18 protein-coding genes and 2 pseudogenes are annotated in these 16,102 nt (G+C 72.0%); 12 read left to right on the top strand and 8 right to left on the bottom strand.

Features of this window, described 5'->3' with window-relative positions; genetic code table 11:
- The first annotated feature begins 68 nt into the window (after positions 1–68).
- Positions 69–704, top strand: a complete 636-nt coding sequence (locus ACFY15_RS23860) for a hypothetical protein (RefSeq protein WP_390687796.1) — start codon at positions 69–71, stop codon at positions 702–704.
- Between the two features lie 9 nt (positions 705–713).
- A complete protein-coding gene (locus ACFY15_RS23855) occupies positions 714–1,283 on the top strand; it encodes a DUF6434 domain-containing protein (RefSeq protein WP_390687795.1) in 570 nt (189 codons plus the stop codon).
- A gap of 7 nt (positions 1,284–1,290) precedes the next feature.
- On the opposite strand, the gene ACFY15_RS23850 is transcribed toward ACFY15_RS23855, so the two are convergent.
- Entirely contained in the window at positions 1,291–1,731 is a 441-nt protein-coding gene (locus ACFY15_RS23850) for an NUDIX hydrolase (protein WP_390687794.1), read from the bottom strand.
- Positions 1,732–2,617: 886 nt separating this feature from the next.
- Here ACFY15_RS23850 and ACFY15_RS23845 point away from each other — a divergent pair.
- Positions 2,618–3,514 carry a L,D-transpeptidase family protein gene (locus ACFY15_RS23845; RefSeq protein ID WP_390687793.1) on the top strand — a complete coding sequence of 299 codons (897 nt, stop codon included), beginning with the start codon at positions 2,618–2,620 and terminating at the stop codon, positions 3,512–3,514.
- Here the strand turns inward: ACFY15_RS23845 and ACFY15_RS23840 are convergent.
- On the bottom strand, positions 3,486–4,145 hold the full coding sequence (locus ACFY15_RS23840; protein WP_390687792.1) for a hypothetical protein: 660 nt from the start codon (positions 4,143–4,145) through the stop codon (positions 3,486–3,488). The two genes, ACFY15_RS23845 and ACFY15_RS23840, sit on opposite strands and share 29 nt — an antisense overlap.
- A gap of 282 nt (positions 4,146–4,427) precedes the next feature.
- Here ACFY15_RS23840 and ACFY15_RS23835 point away from each other — a divergent pair, with 282 nt between their 5' ends.
- The 6 genes and pseudogenes from ACFY15_RS23835 to ACFY15_RS23810 form a co-directional block, all read left to right on the top strand.
- Positions 4,428–5,456 carry a TIGR03619 family F420-dependent LLM class oxidoreductase gene (locus ACFY15_RS23835; RefSeq protein ID WP_390687791.1) on the top strand — a complete coding sequence of 343 codons (1,029 nt, stop codon included), beginning with the start codon at positions 4,428–4,430 and terminating at the stop codon, positions 5,454–5,456.
- Positions 5,457–5,466: 10 nt separating this feature from the next.
- The gene (locus ACFY15_RS23830; RefSeq protein ID WP_390687790.1) at positions 5,467–6,276 is read left to right on the top strand and encodes an SDR family NAD(P)-dependent oxidoreductase; all 810 of its coding nucleotides are present in this window, start codon (positions 5,467–5,469) and stop codon (positions 6,274–6,276) included.
- Between the two features lie 135 nt (positions 6,277–6,411).
- Positions 6,412–7,533 (top strand): LLM class flavin-dependent oxidoreductase, encoded by a 1,122-nt coding sequence (locus ACFY15_RS23825; RefSeq protein WP_390687986.1) that lies wholly within the window; start codon positions 6,412–6,414, stop codon positions 7,531–7,533.
- Positions 7,534–7,874: 341 nt separating this feature from the next.
- Positions 7,875–9,617, top strand: a complete 1,743-nt coding sequence (locus ACFY15_RS23820; RefSeq protein ID WP_390687789.1) for an amidohydrolase family protein — start codon at positions 7,875–7,877, stop codon at positions 9,615–9,617.
- Positions 9,614–11,110, top strand: coding sequence for an aldehyde dehydrogenase family protein (locus ACFY15_RS23815; RefSeq protein WP_390687788.1), 1,497 nt, complete (start codon positions 9,614–9,616; stop codon positions 11,108–11,110). Before ACFY15_RS23820 ends, ACFY15_RS23815 begins: the two co-directional genes overlap by 4 nt.
- A gap of 143 nt (positions 11,111–11,253) precedes the next feature.
- Positions 11,254–11,634 (top strand): annotated as a pseudogene (locus ACFY15_RS23810) (amino acid transporter); the annotation flags it as partial.
- Positions 11,635–11,700: 66 nt separating this feature from the next.
- Here the strand turns inward: ACFY15_RS23810 and ACFY15_RS23805 are convergent.
- Positions 11,701–12,060, bottom strand: coding sequence for a helix-turn-helix domain-containing protein (locus ACFY15_RS23805; protein WP_390687787.1), 360 nt, complete (start codon positions 12,058–12,060; stop codon positions 11,701–11,703).
- Positions 12,061–12,082: 22 nt separating this feature from the next.
- A complete protein-coding gene (locus ACFY15_RS23800) occupies positions 12,083–12,427 on the bottom strand; it encodes a type II toxin-antitoxin system RelE/ParE family toxin (protein ID WP_390687786.1) in 345 nt (114 codons plus the stop codon).
- A gap of 134 nt (positions 12,428–12,561) precedes the next feature.
- Between ACFY15_RS23800 and ACFY15_RS23795 the strand changes: the two genes are divergently transcribed.
- Positions 12,562–12,861 carry a hypothetical protein gene (locus tag ACFY15_RS23795; RefSeq protein ID WP_390687785.1) on the top strand — a complete coding sequence of 100 codons (300 nt, stop codon included), beginning with the start codon at positions 12,562–12,564 and terminating at the stop codon, positions 12,859–12,861.
- A gap of 36 nt (positions 12,862–12,897) precedes the next feature.
- Here ACFY15_RS23795 and ACFY15_RS23790 read toward each other — a convergent pair whose 3' ends face one another.
- Together ACFY15_RS23790 and ACFY15_RS23785 are read right to left on the bottom strand one after the other, a co-directional pair.
- On the bottom strand, positions 12,898–13,296 hold the full coding sequence (locus ACFY15_RS23790; protein ID WP_390687784.1) for a VOC family protein: 399 nt from the start codon (positions 13,294–13,296) through the stop codon (positions 12,898–12,900).
- Between the two features lie 316 nt (positions 13,297–13,612).
- Entirely contained in the window at positions 13,613–13,984 is a 372-nt protein-coding gene (locus ACFY15_RS23785; protein ID WP_390687783.1) for a VOC family protein, read from the bottom strand.
- Positions 13,985–14,226: 242 nt separating this feature from the next.
- Between ACFY15_RS23785 and ACFY15_RS23780 the strand changes: the two genes are divergently transcribed.
- Both ACFY15_RS23780 and ACFY15_RS23775 read left to right on the top strand, forming a co-directional pair.
- Positions 14,227–14,895 (top strand): DUF4097 family beta strand repeat-containing protein, encoded by a 669-nt coding sequence (locus ACFY15_RS23780; RefSeq protein ID WP_390687782.1) that lies wholly within the window; start codon positions 14,227–14,229, stop codon positions 14,893–14,895.
- A 353-nt stretch (positions 14,896–15,248) separates the two neighbouring features.
- The gene (locus tag ACFY15_RS23775; RefSeq protein ID WP_390687781.1) at positions 15,249–15,587 is read left to right on the top strand and encodes a hypothetical protein; all 339 of its coding nucleotides are present in this window, start codon (positions 15,249–15,251) and stop codon (positions 15,585–15,587) included.
- On the opposite strand, the gene ACFY15_RS23770 is transcribed toward ACFY15_RS23775, so the two are convergent.
- Together ACFY15_RS23770 and ACFY15_RS23765 are read right to left on the bottom strand one after the other, a co-directional pair.
- A complete protein-coding gene (locus tag ACFY15_RS23770) occupies positions 15,584–15,766 on the bottom strand; it encodes a DUF397 domain-containing protein (protein WP_390687780.1) in 183 nt (60 codons plus the stop codon). The genes ACFY15_RS23775 and ACFY15_RS23770 overlap by 4 nt on opposite strands.
- Positions 15,763–16,002, bottom strand: a pseudogene (locus tag ACFY15_RS23765) (Scr1 family TA system antitoxin-like transcriptional regulator); the annotation flags it as partial. The pseudogene ACFY15_RS23765 and the gene ACFY15_RS23770, both read right to left, overlap by 4 nt.
- Positions 16,003–16,102: the final 100 nt, after the last annotated feature.

Genomic DNA, 16,102 nt, shown 5'->3' with positions numbered 1-16,102 from the left:
GACCGGCACGGGCCTTCCGAGCAGGATCGGGAACGACCCGACCGCCGCTCCCGGAGGAGACCACCGCCGTGCACCGGACCGCCCTGCGCCTCGCCGTTCCCCTCGCCCTTGCCGCCGCCCTCGCCGCCACGGCGTGCCTTCCCGCCTCGGCGGCGGACTCGCCTCCGGTTCCGGCCGCCGCCCCGGGTGCGGCGGTTCCCGCCGTGGGCGGCATCAGCGGCTGGGGCCGCATGGCCTACGGAGACCCCCGCGACGACGTCCGGATCTCCGTCGACGCCCACGGCCTGTTCACGCAGCCGGGGCCCGGAACGCCGTCCGGACCCTCCACGGCCGACCGTTCCTGGGGCGCCTTCCGCATCCAGCACTACTCGCCCCCCAAGGACGGGGAGCCGGCCAACTTCAACTGGGGCGACTTCCGCGTCGACTGCCTGCGCGTGGACGGCACCGAGGTGTCCGTGACGGGCCGGCTCGTCGACGCCGGACCGGCGTGGCAGGAGTACCTCCACCGCAAGCCCCTGCCCGCCCGCATGGGCCTCAGCTTCCACGTCCCCCGCCCGGGCGGCGGCGACGCGGCGCGCATCGGCATCATCGCCCCGGTCGGTGACCAGGACATGCCGCGCTGCTCGACCACGACGCCCGACGTGGGGCTGACGGCGGGCGGCTACCGCCTCAGCGCCCCGGGTGCCGTCACGTCCGGGGCCTAGCATGGGAACATGGATTCGAATGCCGGGCTGTCGGTCGACCCCACGGAGGGGCGCCCGCCCCTCACGCCCGCCCTCACCGGCGACGAACCCGCCCGCTGGTACTGGACGCTGGCCGAGCTGAACGCGCTCGCCCGGCGGCTCGACGTACCGCGCGGCGGCGGGAAGGCCGCACTCACGGAGCGGCTGCGGGCCGCGCTCGACGGCAGGCCGCTTTCCGCGGCCCCGCCCCGCCGCCCCGCGGCGGCCCGCCGGCTGTCCGCCCCGGTGGACGGTTCGACGGTCATCCCCGAGGGGCAGCCGTGCAGCCAGGTGCTACGGGAGTTCTTCCGGCGGGAGATCGGCCCGGCGTTCCACTTCGACGGGTGCATGCGCGTGTACGTCGCGGAGAACGCGGGCCGCACCCTGGGCGAAGCGGTCGCCCACTGGCACGCCACCCGGGCGGCCGCTGCCGAACCCCGGGAGATCGGCGCACAGTTCGAGTTCAACCACCTCTTGCGCGCCTGGCACGCCGACCACCCCGCCGGCGCGAGGGGGGAGGCCCTGGCCGCCTGGCGCACCCACCGCTCGGCGCCGCGCTGACCCCCCGTCACCCCACCAGACCCAGGTGGACCGGCGCGGCCGAGGCGTCGGCGAGGAGGTCAGGCAGACGCGGGGGCCAGAGCGGCTCACCGAGGGCGGCCAGCCGCTCCGGGGAGACCCACTGCCAGTGGATGCCGGGGTCTTCGAGCACGGGCTCCCGGCGTGGGCCCGTGGTGACGTAGATGTGCTCGTGCTGCCGGACGGGGATGCCCTCGTGGGTGAAGTCGTGCTCCCAGGTGCACAGCAGCCGCTGCGGCTGCAGGTCGGTCCACCCTGTCTCCTCGCGCAGCTCCCGCCGCACGCACTCCTCGGGGGTCTCACCGGGATCCATCCCGCCGCCCGGGGGCAACCAGTGGATGCCGACTTCGACGTTGTTCTCCCGGAACAGGAACACCGATCCGCCGGGGGAGAGGACGACAATGCGCGCTGCCTGACGTGGAGTTCTCATCAACGCAGCGTACGGCGGGGACGGGGCGGGCGGGAGGGGTCGGGAATGGGGCGGGGTGGGCTCAAGGGCCCGGGGTGGTGTGGATGTCGGCCGGGGGCTTCGGCCGGGGGCGGGCGGTGCACCCTGTGCCGGGGCCGGTGGGGTGTCGGGGGCTTCCCGCCGGTCCACTGTCCTTCCGGGGCCTCGGATCGTCATGGGGTTCCACTTCTCGGCGTCTGACGGACGGCGGTCGCGGCAAAGGAGCACCCGGGCGCCATCGGTCGCCACCGGTCGCCCGACCGCCAGTCACTCCTCCTTTCCTGGCATCTGACGGTCAGTCCAGGCCCATACCTGCACAAAATGATGCCCCGAAGCCAACCGCGGGGGTGGCGGCGCAATCAGATTGCCGTCAGCCTCCGCTTGTCGGCGGTCAGGGGTGGTCTGGAACTGATCTTCGGGGTAGAGTTCATTTCGAGCTCGCAGCCGGGAAACCGGCGGTGGGACTGGCGTTGGTGGTCCAAGGAAAGGCACCCCACTTCCTGTGGGGGGATGCAGGTGCAAGGCCTGCCCAGCGCTCAATCAAGACCCCATCCTCCTTATGGAGGGTGGGGTCTTTTGTATGCCCTCTGCTCGTCATCTGCCGCCGCCATCGACCCACGACTGCCGCAGTCGCCGACATCGGAGGAGCGCGTAGCGAGCTGACGCGTCCTGCGGTGCCGGATGGCGTCCTGGTCGTCCCTCGGTGCGGGTACCGGCCCCGGCGCAGGGTGCACCGCCCACCCCCGGCCGAAGCCACCGCCCGACATCCCCACCGCCGCCCCACCCCAACCCCCCATCGGGGTAACCCCTCCTGGAAGCGGAACCCGGATCGCCGGTGGACGTGATCAGCTGATGTACCGTCGGTGGGATGAGCAAGCACCGCCGCGCCGGATCCGGAACCGGTCCCGCCTCCAGCCCCCGTGCCCGTACGCCGGAACGCGGCGGGCGGCGCCGTGGGTCCGCCCGGCGGCGGGGGGCGGCGGCCGGGCGGCCGTCCCGGGCGCTGGTGCTGGTGGCCACCGCCGGGCTGCTGCTCTTCGGGGCCGGATGGGTGCACGCCCTCTACGAGCAGCCCGGCGCGCCCGTGCCGCCGGCCCGTTCCGACGGCCGCCCCAAGGTCCACGCCGATGCCCCGCAGCACGCCGCGCGCGGCGGCCGGCGTCCCGACGTCCTCCAGGGGCTCCCGGCGGCCGCCCTCAGCGAGTCCACCCGGGCCCGTATCCCGGCCGAGGCGCGCCAGCTGGTCCTCGTCACAGGCAAGGCCAAGGACTCCTCGGAGTCCACCGCCGCCCTGTACACCCGCCCCGCGCCCGGCGCGGACTGGGTCCGGGCAGCGCAGTGGCCGGCCCGCAACGGTGCCAAGGGCTGGTCCACCGAGCGCGCGTACGGGGACCTGACCTCCCCGCAGGGCGTGTTCTCCCTCAGCGACGCGGGGGGCCTGCTCTCCGCGCCGCCCGGCACCAAGCTCCCGTACGACCGGGACTCCGGCTTCGTCGCCACGGGCCTCGGGGTGAACGGTGAGTCCCTCGCCGGTTCCTTCGACTACGTCGTGGCCATCGACTACAACCGCCGCCAGGGCGTGTCCCCGCTGGACCCGGTCATGCCGGACGGCAAGGGCAGGGGCGGCAACATCTGGCTCCACGTGGACCACGACGGCCCCTCCCATGGCTGCGTCGGTCTGCCGAAGGCGGCGATGAAGCAGCTCCTTGAAACCCTGGACCCGGCGGCCCACCCGGTCATCGCGATGGGTCCGGCCGGCTTCTGAGCGCTGCTCCCTCAGGTCCCGCGTCCCACCGCTTCCCCAGGGCCAGCAGCCCGATGTACGCGAGGTCGAAGACGGAGCACAGCGCGCCCAGCCCCAGGATGAAGCCGGACCCCTCCATCACCCCGAACAGCACGGTCGGCGCGAGGGTGCCCAGCCACTTGGCGACGGCGATCAGCAGCGACTGCCCGCGCGGGCCGCGCCGGGCGGCGTACAGGCCCAGGAACAGCCCCGACATCAGCAGGTTCTGCAGGAAGGCGGCGTAGCGGGAGGCGTCGTGTGCGCCGAACTGCGCGAGGAACAGCCACTGCACGGCGAAGCCCGTCGCGAAGACGAGCGCGCTCCACGCCGCGAACACCGGCCGGGTCACGAAGGCGGGCAGTTCGGCACGCCCGTACCGCAGGTACGTGGAGACGATCACCAGGTCGGCGGCGGCCCACACCACGTTGACCACGCCCTGCGGGGAGAGGCCGGAGCGGAGGTCGCCGACGGCGTAGGTGGCCTCCCAGGCGAGGTTCAGCGCGAGGGCGGCGACGGGGACGGCGTACGTACGGTCCCGGAGTCCGACCCGGATCGCCTCGACGTACACGAGGGTCCAGGCCAGCCCGCTGACGAGGGTCAGTGTCAGTTCCACGGGCGCACACCCTAGGCGCTGCGCCGCGCGGGGCCAACGGTCGCGCCTGTTCCCTCCGGTCCCGCCCGACGCCTTGCCTGACGGCCCGTCAGCTACGACGATGACCCGGCGACGCAGGTGCGCCGTTCCGGCGGTCGCCACCGCCCCCGCACCGCGCACGGCCGGGGACGAGGGCGAAGAACACGGCGACGACGGCGGCGACCACCATCCACCACCACCCCCATCCACCACCACCATCCACCACCCTCACGATCCACCACCACGAGACGGGGACGGACGGCCATGGCACGCGTGTTTCCGGAAGGCCGGCTGGCGTACGGGATGCAGCTCCCGGTCCAGTCGCAGAGCACCATCTACGCCGAGCCCTGGGAGGCCTCGGCCGGCGCGGCGGATCTCGTCGCGGTGGCGCGGGCCGCCGACCGGGCCGGCTTCGGGTACCTGGCCACCTGCGACCACGTGGCCATCCCGCGCAGGCTCGCCGGGCCCATGGGCACCGTCTGGTACGACCCGGTGGCCACCCTGGCCTTCCTGGCGGGCGTCACCGAGCGGGTGCGGCTGCTGAGCCACGTCGCGATCGTCGGCCTGCGCCACCCGCTGGCCACCGCCAAGCAGTACGCGACCCTCGACCACCTCTCCGGAGGCCGCCTGGTGCTCGGGGTCGGGGCCGGGCACGTGCGGGAGGAGTTCGAGGTGCTCGGGGCGGACTTCGAGGGCCGCGGGCCGGTCCTCGACGAGACCCTGGACGCGCTGCGCGCCGCCCTCGGCCCGGAGGAGTTCCCCGAGTTCGAGGGGGAACGGTTCTCCTTCCGGGACCTTGGCCAGCTGCCCCGCCCCGCCCAGCGGCGGATACCCGTCTGGGTCGGCGGGTCCTCGCCCGCCGCGGTCCGCCGGGCCGCCGTGCGCGGGGACGGCTGGCTCCCGCAAGGCGACCCGCGCGACCGGATCCCCGCGCAGGTCGCCCGGATCCGCGAACTGCGGGAGGCGGCCGGGGTGGAGGGACCCTTCGAGGTGGGGGCGATCGCCGAGCCCCTCTACGTCGGCGAGCCCGGCTGGGACACGGGCCGGCGCACGCTCACCGGGAAGGCGGAGGCGCTCGCCGAGTCCCTGCGGGAGTACCGGGCGCTGGGCGTGGACCAGATCCAGGTCCGCTTCCGCAGCCGCGACCGCGCCGAGCTGGTGGACCAGATCACGGCGTTCGGGGCCGAGGTGGCCCCGTTGCTCGACGGCCGGAGCGGCCCGGGCGACGGGAGCGGCCCGATCGACCCGGGCGCCCCCGTCGGCCCGGCCCGTCCGACCGATCCGACCGACTGAGGGAGCAGCCATGGGCAAGCTGGACGGGCGTGTCGTCGTCATCACCGGTGCGGCGCGGGGCCAGGGGGAGCAGGAGGCGCGGCTTTTCGCCGCCGAGGGGGCGAGGGTGGTGCTCGGCGACGTGCTCGACGAGCAGGGTGCCGCCGTCGCCGAGGAGATCGCGGAGGAGACCGCCGAGGAGTGGGGCGGGGACCGGGTGCGGTACGTCCGGCTGGACGTGAGCCGGGAGGAGGACTGGGCGGCCGCCGTGGCCGTCGCGAAGGAGGCCTTCGGCCGGGTCGACGGGCTGGTCAACAACGCGGGCATCCTGCGGTTCAACGAGCTGACCTCGACCCCGCTGGAGGAGTTCCGGCAGGTGGTGCAGGTGAACCAGGTCGGCGCCTTCCTCGGGATCAAGGCGATCGCCCCGGAGATCGAGGCGGCGGGCGGCGGCACGATCGTCAACACCTCCTCGTACACGGGCCTGACGGGCATGGCGTACGTGGGCGCCTACGCGGCGACGAAGGCGGCGATCCTCGGGCTGACGCGGGTGGCGGCGCTGGAGCTGGCCGCGAAGAACATCCGGGTCAACGCCATGTGCCCGGGCGCGGTGGACACCCCCATGGCCAACCCGGGTCTGCTGGACCCGGCCGGGCTGACGGACGAGGCCCGGGAGTCGATGGCGGACCTGTACCGGCGGGTGGTGCCGCTGGGGCGGGTCGGGCGGCCGGAGGAGATCGCGAGGCTGGCGCTGTTCCTGACGTCCGAGGACTCCTCGTACATCACCGGCCAGCCGTTCGTCATCGACGGGGGCTGGATGGCGGGGGTCAGCATCCTCTGAGGGACCCCGCCCCAGCCCATATCTGACGGCTCATCAGATGTGCCCGCCACCGCTCTTGACGCCCCCACCGCGCGGTGGAACAGTCGGACCCATCGAATCTGACGCAACGTCAGAAACCTAAGGACGGTGAACCCCGTGGAATTCGGGCTCTTCGTGCAGGGATACGTGCCTGAGGCGCGGTCCAAGGTCGACCCCGAGGCGGAGCACAAGGCGCTGCTCGAGGAGACCCAGTACGTCATCCAGGCCGACCAGTCCGGCTTCAAGTACGCCTGGGCCTCCGAGCACCACTTCCTGGAGGAGTACTCCCACCTCTCGGCGAACGAGGTCTTCCTCGGCTACCTCGCCGCCGCCACCGAGCGCATCCACCTCGGCTCCGGCATCTTCAACCCGCTCGCCCCGGTGAACCACCCGGTGAAGGTCGCCGAGAAGGTCACCATGCTCGACCACCTCTCCAAGGGCCGCTTCGAGTTCGGCACCGGGCGCGGGGCCGGCAGCCACGAGATCCTCGGCTTCCTGCCCGGCATCACGGACATGAACCACACCAAGGAGATCTGGGAGGAGACCATCGCGGAATTCCCCAAGATGTTCCTCCAGGAGGAGTACGAGGGGTTCCAGGGCAAGCACTGGTCGCTGCCCCCGCGCAAGATCTTCCCCAAGCCGTACGGCAAGGCCCACCCGGCCATGTGGTACGCCGCCGGCTCCCCCTCCTCGTACGCGATGGCGGCGAAGAAGGGCCTCGGGGTGCTGGGCTTCAGCGTCCAGAAGGTCTCCGACATGGAGTGGGTGCTGGAGCAGTACAAGACGGCGATCCAGGAGGCCAGGGCGATCGGCGCCTTCGTGAACGACAACGTCATGGTCACCTCGACCGCGATCTGTGCGGAGACGCACGAGAAGGCGGTCGAGATCGCGGTCAACGCGAACATGAACCGCTTCCAGTCGCTGGTCTTCCGCTACCACGACACGTTCCCGCGGCCGGAGGCGATCCCGCAGTGGCCCGAGACCCTGCCGGAGTACAACGCGGAGATCATCGAGCTCCTGATCGCGGAGGAACTGCTGATCTGCGGTGACCCGTCGGAGGTGCGGGCCCAGTGCAAGCGGTGGGAGCAGGCGGGGGCGGACCAGCTGTCCTTCGGCCTGCCGACCGGGGTGTCGTACGAGGACACGATGACGACGATCAAGCTGATCGGCGAGCACGTCATCCCGCACATCGACACGGACCCGGTCCACCGCACGACCCGCTTCCGCCAGTCCGCGTAGCGGGGGGCCGGGCCGGGGGGTGTTTCTCCCCGCCCCGCCCTTTCGCCGTTCCTCCCCCGGACCCCCAGCGCATCGAGCGCCGGCGGGGCTGGACAGGTCCAGCCCGCGCGGCGTTCGAGCGCACCGGGCGCGAAGCGCCTGCACCGGGGTCCGGGGGCGGAGCCCCGGGGGAACGGGCGAAGGGCGGGCAGGGGACCCCGCCCCGCGCAGCGGCCCGCCCCCCGCCCCCTCGCACCGCGACACCGCACCCCCCGCACCGCCCCCCCGCACCGCACCGTGACACCGCACCCCCCGGCTCGGCAGGGCAACGGCACAGGGACACCAGGACGGAAGGGAACCCCATGCTCGACCACCTCATCCGCGGAGCGACCGTCGTCGACGGCACCGGCGCCCCCGCCCGCGTCGCCGACGTCGGCATACGCGACGGCCGCATCGCCGTCGTCGCCGCCCCCGGCACCGTCGACGAGGAGGCCCGCACCAGCGAGGACGCCACCGGGCTGGTCCTCACCCCGGGGTTCGTCGACCCCCACACCCACTACGACGCCCAGCTCTTCTGGGACCCGTACGCCACCCCCTCCATGAACCACGGCGTCACCACCGTCGCCGGCGGCAACTGCGGCTTCACCCTGGCCCCCCTCAACCCCGACCGCCCCGAGGACGCCGACTACACCCGCCGCATGATGAGCAAGGTCGAAGGCATGGCCCTGGCCGCTCTCGAAGAAGGGGTCGACTGGTCCTGGGCGGGGTTCGGCGAGTACCTCGACGCGCTCGAAGGGCGGATCGCCGTCAACGCCGGGTTCATGGTCGGCCACTGCGCCCTGCGCCGCCATGTGATGGGCGAGGACGCCACGGGCGCCGCCGCCCCCACCCCCGACCAGCTGCACCGGATGCTGGCCCTGCTCCACGAGGCCATGGACGCCGGTGCCTGGGGCCTGTCCACCACCCAGTCCTCCACCCATGCCGACGGCGACGGCAACCCCGTCGCTTCCCGGCACGCCGGGCCCGCCGAGCTCCTCGCGCTCTCCCGGGCCGTCGGAGAGCACGAGGGCACCCAGCTCGAAGCCATCGTCGCCGGCTGCCTCGACCAGTTCTCCGACGAGGAGATCGACCTCCTCGTCGACATGAGCGCGGCCGCCGGCCGGCCCCTCAACTGGAACGTGCTCACGATCGACGCCGCCGTCCCCGAACGGGTCCCGCGCCAGCTGGTCCCCAGCGAGCGCGCCCGCAGGGCCGGCGGCCGGATCGTGGCGCTGACCATGCCGATCCTCACCCCCATGAACATGTCCCTCGGCACTTTCTGCGCCCTCAACCTCATCCCGGGCTGGGGCGAGGTCCTCGGGCTCCCCGTCCCCGAGCGGATCGCCAGGCTCCGCGACCCGGACGTCCGCGCCGAGATGCTGCGCCGCGCCGACAGCAAGGAGGCCGGGGTCTTCCGGCGCCTCGCGAACTTCGGGCGGTACGTCATCGGCGACACGTACAGCAAGGAGAACGAGGGGCTCAGCGGGCGCGTCGTGAACGACATCGCCGCCGAGCGCGGACAGGACGCCTTCCAGTGCCTCGTCGAGATCTGCGCCAACGACGACCTGCGCACCGTCCTGTGGCCGATGCCCACCGACAACGACCCGGCGACCTGGGCCCTGCGCGCCGAGACCTGGCAGCACGAGGACGTCCTGCTCGGCGGCTCCGACGCGGGCGCGCACCTGGACCGGATGTGCGGGGCCCCGTACACGACCCGGTTCCTCGGTGACTGCCTGCGCGGCCGCAGGCTGGTGCCGCTGGAGCAGGCGGTGAGGATGCTGACGGACGACCCGGCCCGGCTGTTCGGGCTGCGCGAGCGCGGCCGGATCGCCGAGGGCTGGCACGCGGACCTGGTCCTCTTCGACCCGGAGCGCATCGAGGCCGGGCCGGCCACCCTGGTCCACGACCTGCCCGGGGACAGCCCGCGCCTGGACTCCCGGGCGATCGGGATCGTGTCGGTACGGGTCAACGGGGTCGAGACCATCCGCGACGACGAGGTGACCGGCGCGGTCCCGGGCATCGTCCTCCGGTCGGGCCGGGACACGAGGACGGTGAGCACCCGATGAGCGGGGAGCGGACGCGGACGCGGGCGGAGGCAAGGGCGCAGCGGCTGTACATCGGCGGGGAGTGGGTCGAGCCCGACGGCGGCCACTACGAGGTGGTGAACCCGGCGGACGAGTCCGTGGTGGGCCTGGCCCCCGAGGCCTCGCGGGCGCAGGTCGAGGAGGCCGCCCGCGCCGCGGCCGAGGCCTTCGGCGGCTGGTCCCGTACGCGGCCCGAGAAGCGGGCGGCGATCCTGGACCGGGCGGCGGACGTCATCCAGCGGGAGTTCGAGCCGTGGGCGGAGCTGGCCCGGGCGGAGACGGGTGCCCCGACGGGGATCGCGCGCGGGATGCAGGTCGGGGTGGGGGTGTCACGGTTCCGGCGGTACGCGAGGGGTGCGCTGGAGCCGGTGGAGCGCGGCCTTCCGCCGCAGGTCACCGAGGCCGGACCGATGGGGAGGGCGGGCGTGCTGGGCGCGCTGGAGGTGCGCCAGCCGGTCGGGGTGGTCACCTGCGTTACCTCGTACAACAACCCGTGGGCGAATCCGGCGGGCAAGGTGGCGCCGGCGCTGGCGATGGGGAACACGGTGGTGGTCAAGCCGGCCCCGCAGGACCCGCTGTCGGTGTTCCGGATGGCGGAGGCGCTGGCGGAGGCCGGGATCCCGCCGGGGGTGGTGAACGTGGTCTCGGGGCAGGCCGTGGAGGTCGGCGAGGCGGCGGTGGACTCCCCGTACGTGGACATGGTGTCCTTCACCGGTTCGACGGGGGTGGGGCAGCGCATCGCGGAGGTCTGCGGGCGGTCCATGAAGCGGCAGCTGATGGAGCTGGGCGGCAAGGGCGCGGCGGTGGTCCTCGAGGACGCCGACCTGGACGCGGCGGTAACGGGCATCGGCACCACCTTCTCCTTCTACAGCGGGCAGATCTGCACGGCGCCGACCCGGGTGATCGTGCACCGGTCGGTATACGCGGAGCTGGTGGAGAAGCTGACGGGGTACCTGGCGTTCATGAAGGTCGGGGATCCGGCGGTGAAGGGGACGGTGGTCGGGCCGGTGATCTCGGCCGCGCACCGGGACCGGGTGGAGTCGTACGTGGAGCTGGGCCGCAAGGAGGGGGCGCGGATCGCGTACGGCGGGGAGCGGCCGGTGGTGGGGGAGGGGCGCGGTTTCTACGTGGCTCCGACGCTGCTGGTGGACTGCACCAACGACATGCGGGTGGTGCGGGAGGAGATCTTCGGGCCGGTGGTCGTGGTCGTCCCCTTCGACGGGGGCGAGGACGAGGCGGTGGCCCTGGCCAACGACAGCGACTACGGGCTGATCAGCTACGTGTGGTCCGGTGACGCGGCGCGCGCCTTCCGGGTGGCGCGGCGGCTGCGGGCGGGCGGGGTCGGGGTGAACACGATCGGCCGGAACATGGAGGCGCCGTTCGGCGGCTTCAAGCGGTCGGGGGTGGGCCGGGACGTGGGCTCGTACGCGCTGCACGCCTACAGCGAGGTGCAGTCGATCGTGTGGGCGGGTTAGGCGGAAAGCTGCCTCGGAAAATTGTTTCGGGAAATTTTCCAAACGGACATTTCGGTCGCCGGTGCGGTTTCCGCATTCCGGAACACCGTGTCCGGGGCCTGCGAATCAAGCCCGTGGACGTGGAACGATCATGCAATCCCGCGTACGTCCTCACCGACACGATCTTCGCGCTCGGCCTGATGATCTGCTTCTACTGCTCCCTGACGGCCTTCGCCCGCGCCTGGTACTTCCGGGGCGACCTGCGCCGCTCCGCCCGCGACCTGTTCTTCAAGGGCGTCTTCCCGGTCCTGGGCGGCCTGCTGCTGGCGGCGGTCTTCAGCAAGACCCTCACGGACGCCTGGGACCCGTCGTACGGCTCCGGCTCCGCCATCCCCGGCCTGGGCGTCGGCAGCGTCTTCGTGATCGGCGTCGGCCTGCCGGCCCTGGGCGTGGTCATCATGCTGATCACCGAACGCCGCAGCCCGGCCTTCTTCCGCGGCGAGGTCCTGACGAAGTCCACGCCCTCGCTGGGGGTGGAGGACTGAGGGCGTGCGCCGCGGCCCCGCTGGGGAACCGCCGGTCCGGCCGCGGCACCCTGGCCGGGGCGCCCGTCACCCGAGGACGTACTGCTCGTCCCCGAACTCGGCCACGATCTTCAGCTTGCCGCCCAGGGCGCGGACGTACGCGGCAAGGGTCTCGACCTCACTGCGCTCCAGCTGGCCGTTCTCGATCCGGGAAACCCGCGCCTGGGTGACCCCCATGGCCTCGGCCACCTGGACCTGCGTCGTGTACCGGCGCTTGCGGACCTCTGCCAGGCGGTGCGCACGGACCGCGGCGATCATTTCCGCCGCGCCCCGGTCGACCTCTTCCCGTTCTGCGGCGGAGAAGCCGAACTCCTCGACGAGGTCGTCCCAGCGGGCGGCCTTCGGCCCACCCTCGGTCATCCGATCCTTGCCCTGGCTGTGGCTCATGCGGTGTCCTCCTCCAGTTCCGTCAGGTAATCCTCGTACGCCTCTCGGCCCGGGGAACCGCCGACAGGTACCAGCCGTGCCAGTCGCCGGCCTTGTCGCCCCCGACGAGGAACACCGCGCGCCGCAGCGGATCGAAGACGAACAGCAGCCGCACCTCACTGCCACCGGCCGATCCGGGACGGAGCTCCTTGAGGTTGGGCAGACGGGACCCCTTGACCGTGTCCACGAGCGGGCGTCCCATCGCCGGACCCTCTTGTCGCAGCGCTGTGATGGCCTTGCTGATCTGGAGGAGCGTAGGGCGGTCGTTTTGACGCAGGGCGTGCAGCCAGGAGAGGGCGGGCTCCACGACGATCACTTCCCAGTCCACACACCTTCCCTCCGAGTATGCCAGGAGGGGCATATTACGCAAGAGGCATATCCGAGGGTCCTGGTGTGGCGGAGCGTCACACCAACGAGAGGGTGGGCGGTGACCCGGGGTGCGGCGGGGTCGTTGGGCGGGGCATGACTGCCATCAAGCGCACCCTGTCCGCCCTGGTCCTCACCGGCGGCGCCGCCCTCACCCTCACCCCCGTCGCCGCGCACGCCGCCGACGGCCCCGTCGCCGAGGGCCAGGCCCAGCCCGTCGTCGAGCGCGTCGTCGACATCGCCGGTCACCCGGGCCAGGCGGTGCAGGACACGAAGACCGCCCTCGCCGTCACCACCGCGGCCGCCGGCAGCGCCACCAAGTCCACCCAGGGCTCCCTCGCGGGCGCGGACACCGCCCTGAGCGGCGGCCTGCCCCACGCCCCGTCGGCGGGCTGACGCGCCCGCCCCCGCGCCGTCGGCGGCGGGGGCCGGTCAGCCCCAGGTGCGGGAGCAGAGGACGAGGCGGTAGCCGTCGGGGTCGGCGACGGTGACGCCGTACTCGTCCCAGTACGGGTTGTGGGACGGGACCTGCTCCCCACCGCAGGCGACGAGGCGGCTCACGAGGGCCGCGTCGGGGGCCTGGCCGAGGTAGACGACGAACAGGTCGTCCACGGTGGGGGAGGGGTCGACCGGGTTCTCGGGGTCACGGGTGAGCTCGAAGTGCCACCCGCCGCCGGCCGGGCCGACCATGACGAGGTCGTGCTCCCCGGGAACGTGCCCCGAGGTCCGCCACAGGACGTCGAGCCCGAGCCCGTCGACGTAGAACCGCTCGGCGGCGACGAGGTCGCGGGAGGGGCGGGCGACGCGTACGTGGGTGTGTGCATCGATCATGCCGGGAGGCTACGGCGGCCGGGGGCGTTCGGGGTGGGGTGCCGGGCCGATCTGTCAGGTGGCGCGGGGGCTTCGGGGATGGTGGGATCGTCAGATGGCGGGCGGATTCCGCTTCTTGATCGGCTGTGATGGTTTCAGGGCTGGTTCTCGTGTAAAGTCGATCTCGAGCTTGCAGCCGGGAAACCGGCGGTGAGACTGGCGTTGGTGGTCCAAGGAAAGGCACCCCACTTCCTGTGGGGGGATGCAGGTGCAAGGCCTGCCCAGCGCTCAATCAAGGCCCCGGCCTCCTCAGGGAGGTCGGGGCCTTTTGTGTGGGCTAGTTCCGCTCGGCCGCGCTGCGTTCCACGCAGAACTCGTTGCCCTCGGGGTCGGCGAGGGTCGCCCAGCCGGTTCCGTCGGGCTTGCGGTGGTCGCCGACGAGCGTGGCGCCGAGGGCCAGGAGGCGTTCCACTTCCTCGTCGCGGGAACGGTCCTGCGGCTGGATGTCCAAGTGCACCCGGTTCTTCACGGACTTGGTGTCGGGCCCCTGGATGAACAGGAGCGTCCCGCCCTCCGTGGTGAGCAGTGCCATCGGGTCACCGGGCTTGTCGTCCTTGTCGAGGGTCCCGTTGAGGACCTCCGCCCAGAACTGGCCCAGGGCGTAAGCGTCGTGGCAGTCGAGGGTGATGTGCCGTATGAGAGAAGCCATGGACGCACACTAGCCGTCCTCATGCTCTCGGGCATAGCGTTTACCTGCACTCCATTGCAATGTGCGACATCAGTTCGTTGCGTTGAATTCAGGGCCGTTGCAACGATTGCAGGAGTCTGACCTGCATTTATCTAGATCTTTCGCAACGAAGATGTTGTCAGGTCTTGGAATGCAACGTAGCGTTTCTCGTGTCAGAAAGTAGCGGGCCGGAAGGGCGCGCGATACCGATGAAGGAGAGCATCATGCAGACGTTCGCCACGGCCACCCCGGTCTCCGCCGTCCTCGACATCCCTGCGGGTCGCGTGCAGATCACCGCCGGGGACCGGAAGGACGCCACCGTCGAGGTCCGCCCCGCGGATCCCTCGAAGAGCCGCGACGTGAAGGCCGCCGAGCTGATCGAGGTCGCGTACGCCGACGGGGTCCTCCGGGTGGTCGCCGCCCCGGCGAAGAACCCGGTCACCGGCAACTCCGGCTTCGTGGAGGTCACCGTCCAGCTGCCCGCCGGCTCGCACGTCGAGGCCAAGGTGGCCGCCGCCGAGCTCCAGGGCGCGGGTCGGCTGGGTGACGTCGTCATCGAGGCCGCCCAGTCCCAGGTCCAGCTGGAGGAGACCGCCTCCGCCCGCGTCACCGTCCAGTCCGGCGACATCTCCCTCGGCCGCCTGGGCGGCCCGGCGGATCTCAGCACCCAGAAGGGCGAGATCGCCATCGCCGAGGCCACCGGCGGTGTGGTCACCCTGACCACCCAGCACGGCAACATCACGGTTGGCGCCGCCCGTGGCGTCACCGCCTCCCTGGACGCCGGCACCGGTTACGGCCGGATCAGCAACTCCCTCCAGAACGCCGAAGGCGCCGCCGCCCTGACCATCCAGGCGACCACCGCCTACGGCGACATCACCGCCCGCAGCAACTGACACCCCGAACAGCCCAATCCCGGCCTCCGGTCACCCTGAGCTGCGGCTATCGGCACCGAATGACGTCCTGGTCGTCCTTCGGCGCGGGTATCAGCCCCAGACGGCCTTGTCAGACGCCGGGATATGGGGGAGCGCGTAGCGATCTGGGGCGGCCGTCTGCCCGGGGTGGCCGGGTGGCTCGCAGCCGGGGCCGGATGCCCGGCGGGCCGGACCGGAAGGACAGTGGACTGGCGGGAAGCCTCCGACACTCCACCGACCCCGATGCGGGGTGCACCGCCCCAGCCCCGGCCGAAGCCCCCGTCCCGCTGTAAAAGAAGGTGCGGGTGCACGCGGCCGCGGCCTAGCTTGAGTCGGTGAGCAGCGACTATCCATTCGCCGACGGCTACAACCTCGTCTGGGACCTGACCGGCTTCGGTGACGCGGACGAGGAGATAGTCGAGTCCGTTTCGCTGTCCCGGGACCAGTTCCTGAAGATCAGGCACCTCTTCGTGCTGGGGGACGATCCCTGGATGGTGGCGGGCGAGTACCGTGTGGCGCCGAGTATGTGGGCGCACGTCCGCCGCGCCGTGCCGGGTGTCCGGTTCCAGCGCGATGCCGACTACTTCCTCGGCGCCCGTCAGGCCCTGCCTGACGGGCGCTTCTGGCGTCCGGCCCCTGGAGTGGCGGCGCCGGGGCCGATTCCGCCGCCTTAGGCGGTGACCCCGTCCAGGAAGGCGGTCCAGGTGGCGGGGCCGACCTTCAGCTCCGGGCCGGCCGTGAGCTTCGAGTCCCGGATGTGGACGGTGTCGGTGCAGGTGGCGACCTCGACGCAGTTGTCGCCGTCCCCGCTGCTGTAGCTGCTCTTGAACCACCGGAGCTGGGAGCTGTTCACAGGGAGCCTCGCCTTCGCATCAACAGGCCCGTGCTGTCCTCAGGATTGAGGGCCTGGATGCGAAGTTTGGCATACCGCTGGTGGAGCACGCTGATGTCTTTCGGGTCGAAGAGAACGCGGCCCAATTGCTGGCCCTCGCTATAGCCGGCCCACTCGTGCTCCGTGGTTTCCAGGACGCAGAAAGGGCCGCCGAGACCTGCGTGATGGGGGCTGACCAGCGGCATCATCTGCAGGTCGACATTGAGCCTTTTCCATCTTCAGCCTGAGCTGGCCAGATGCAGGGTGAGGACAGCCTGAACAAGGCTCGTGATGCGGGTGGTCGAGCAGCGGAGCTTG

The organism is Streptomyces sp. NPDC001373 (assembly GCF_042895815.1).
Taxonomy (GTDB): domain Bacteria; phylum Actinomycetota; class Actinomycetes; order Streptomycetales; family Streptomycetaceae; genus Streptomyces.
The sequence above is the reverse complement of the archived record's forward strand: the minus strand, read 5'-3'. Positions and strand labels throughout refer to the sequence as shown.

Coding starts and splice junctions, on each gene's coding strand:
- ACFY15_RS23855 (WP_390687795.1), top strand. CDS start 714: ATGGATTCGAATGCCGGGCTGTCGGTCGACCCCACGGAGGGGCGCCCG.
- ACFY15_RS23850 (WP_390687794.1), bottom strand. CDS start 1,731: ATGAGAACTCCACGTCAGGCAGCGCGCATTGTCGTCCTCTCCCCCGGC.
- ACFY15_RS23845 (WP_390687793.1), top strand. CDS start 2,618: ATGAGCAAGCACCGCCGCGCCGGATCCGGAACCGGTCCCGCCTCCAGC.
- ACFY15_RS23835 (WP_390687791.1), top strand. CDS start 4,428: ATGGCACGCGTGTTTCCGGAAGGCCGGCTGGCGTACGGGATGCAGCTC.
- ACFY15_RS23830 (WP_390687790.1), top strand. CDS start 5,467: ATGGGCAAGCTGGACGGGCGTGTCGTCGTCATCACCGGTGCGGCGCGG.
- ACFY15_RS23820 (WP_390687789.1), top strand. CDS start 7,875: ATGCTCGACCACCTCATCCGCGGAGCGACCGTCGTCGACGGCACCGGC.
- ACFY15_RS23815 (WP_390687788.1), top strand. CDS start 9,614: ATGAGCGGGGAGCGGACGCGGACGCGGGCGGAGGCAAGGGCGCAGCGG.
- ACFY15_RS23805 (WP_390687787.1), bottom strand. CDS start 12,060: ATGAGCCACAGCCAGGGCAAGGATCGGATGACCGAGGGTGGGCCGAAG.
- ACFY15_RS23795 (WP_390687785.1), top strand. CDS start 12,562: ATGACTGCCATCAAGCGCACCCTGTCCGCCCTGGTCCTCACCGGCGGC.
- ACFY15_RS23790 (WP_390687784.1), bottom strand. CDS start 13,296: ATGATCGATGCACACACCCACGTACGCGTCGCCCGCCCCTCCCGCGAC.
- ACFY15_RS23785 (WP_390687783.1), bottom strand. CDS start 13,984: ATGGCTTCTCTCATACGGCACATCACCCTCGACTGCCACGACGCTTAC.
- ACFY15_RS23780 (WP_390687782.1), top strand. CDS start 14,227: ATGCAGACGTTCGCCACGGCCACCCCGGTCTCCGCCGTCCTCGACATC.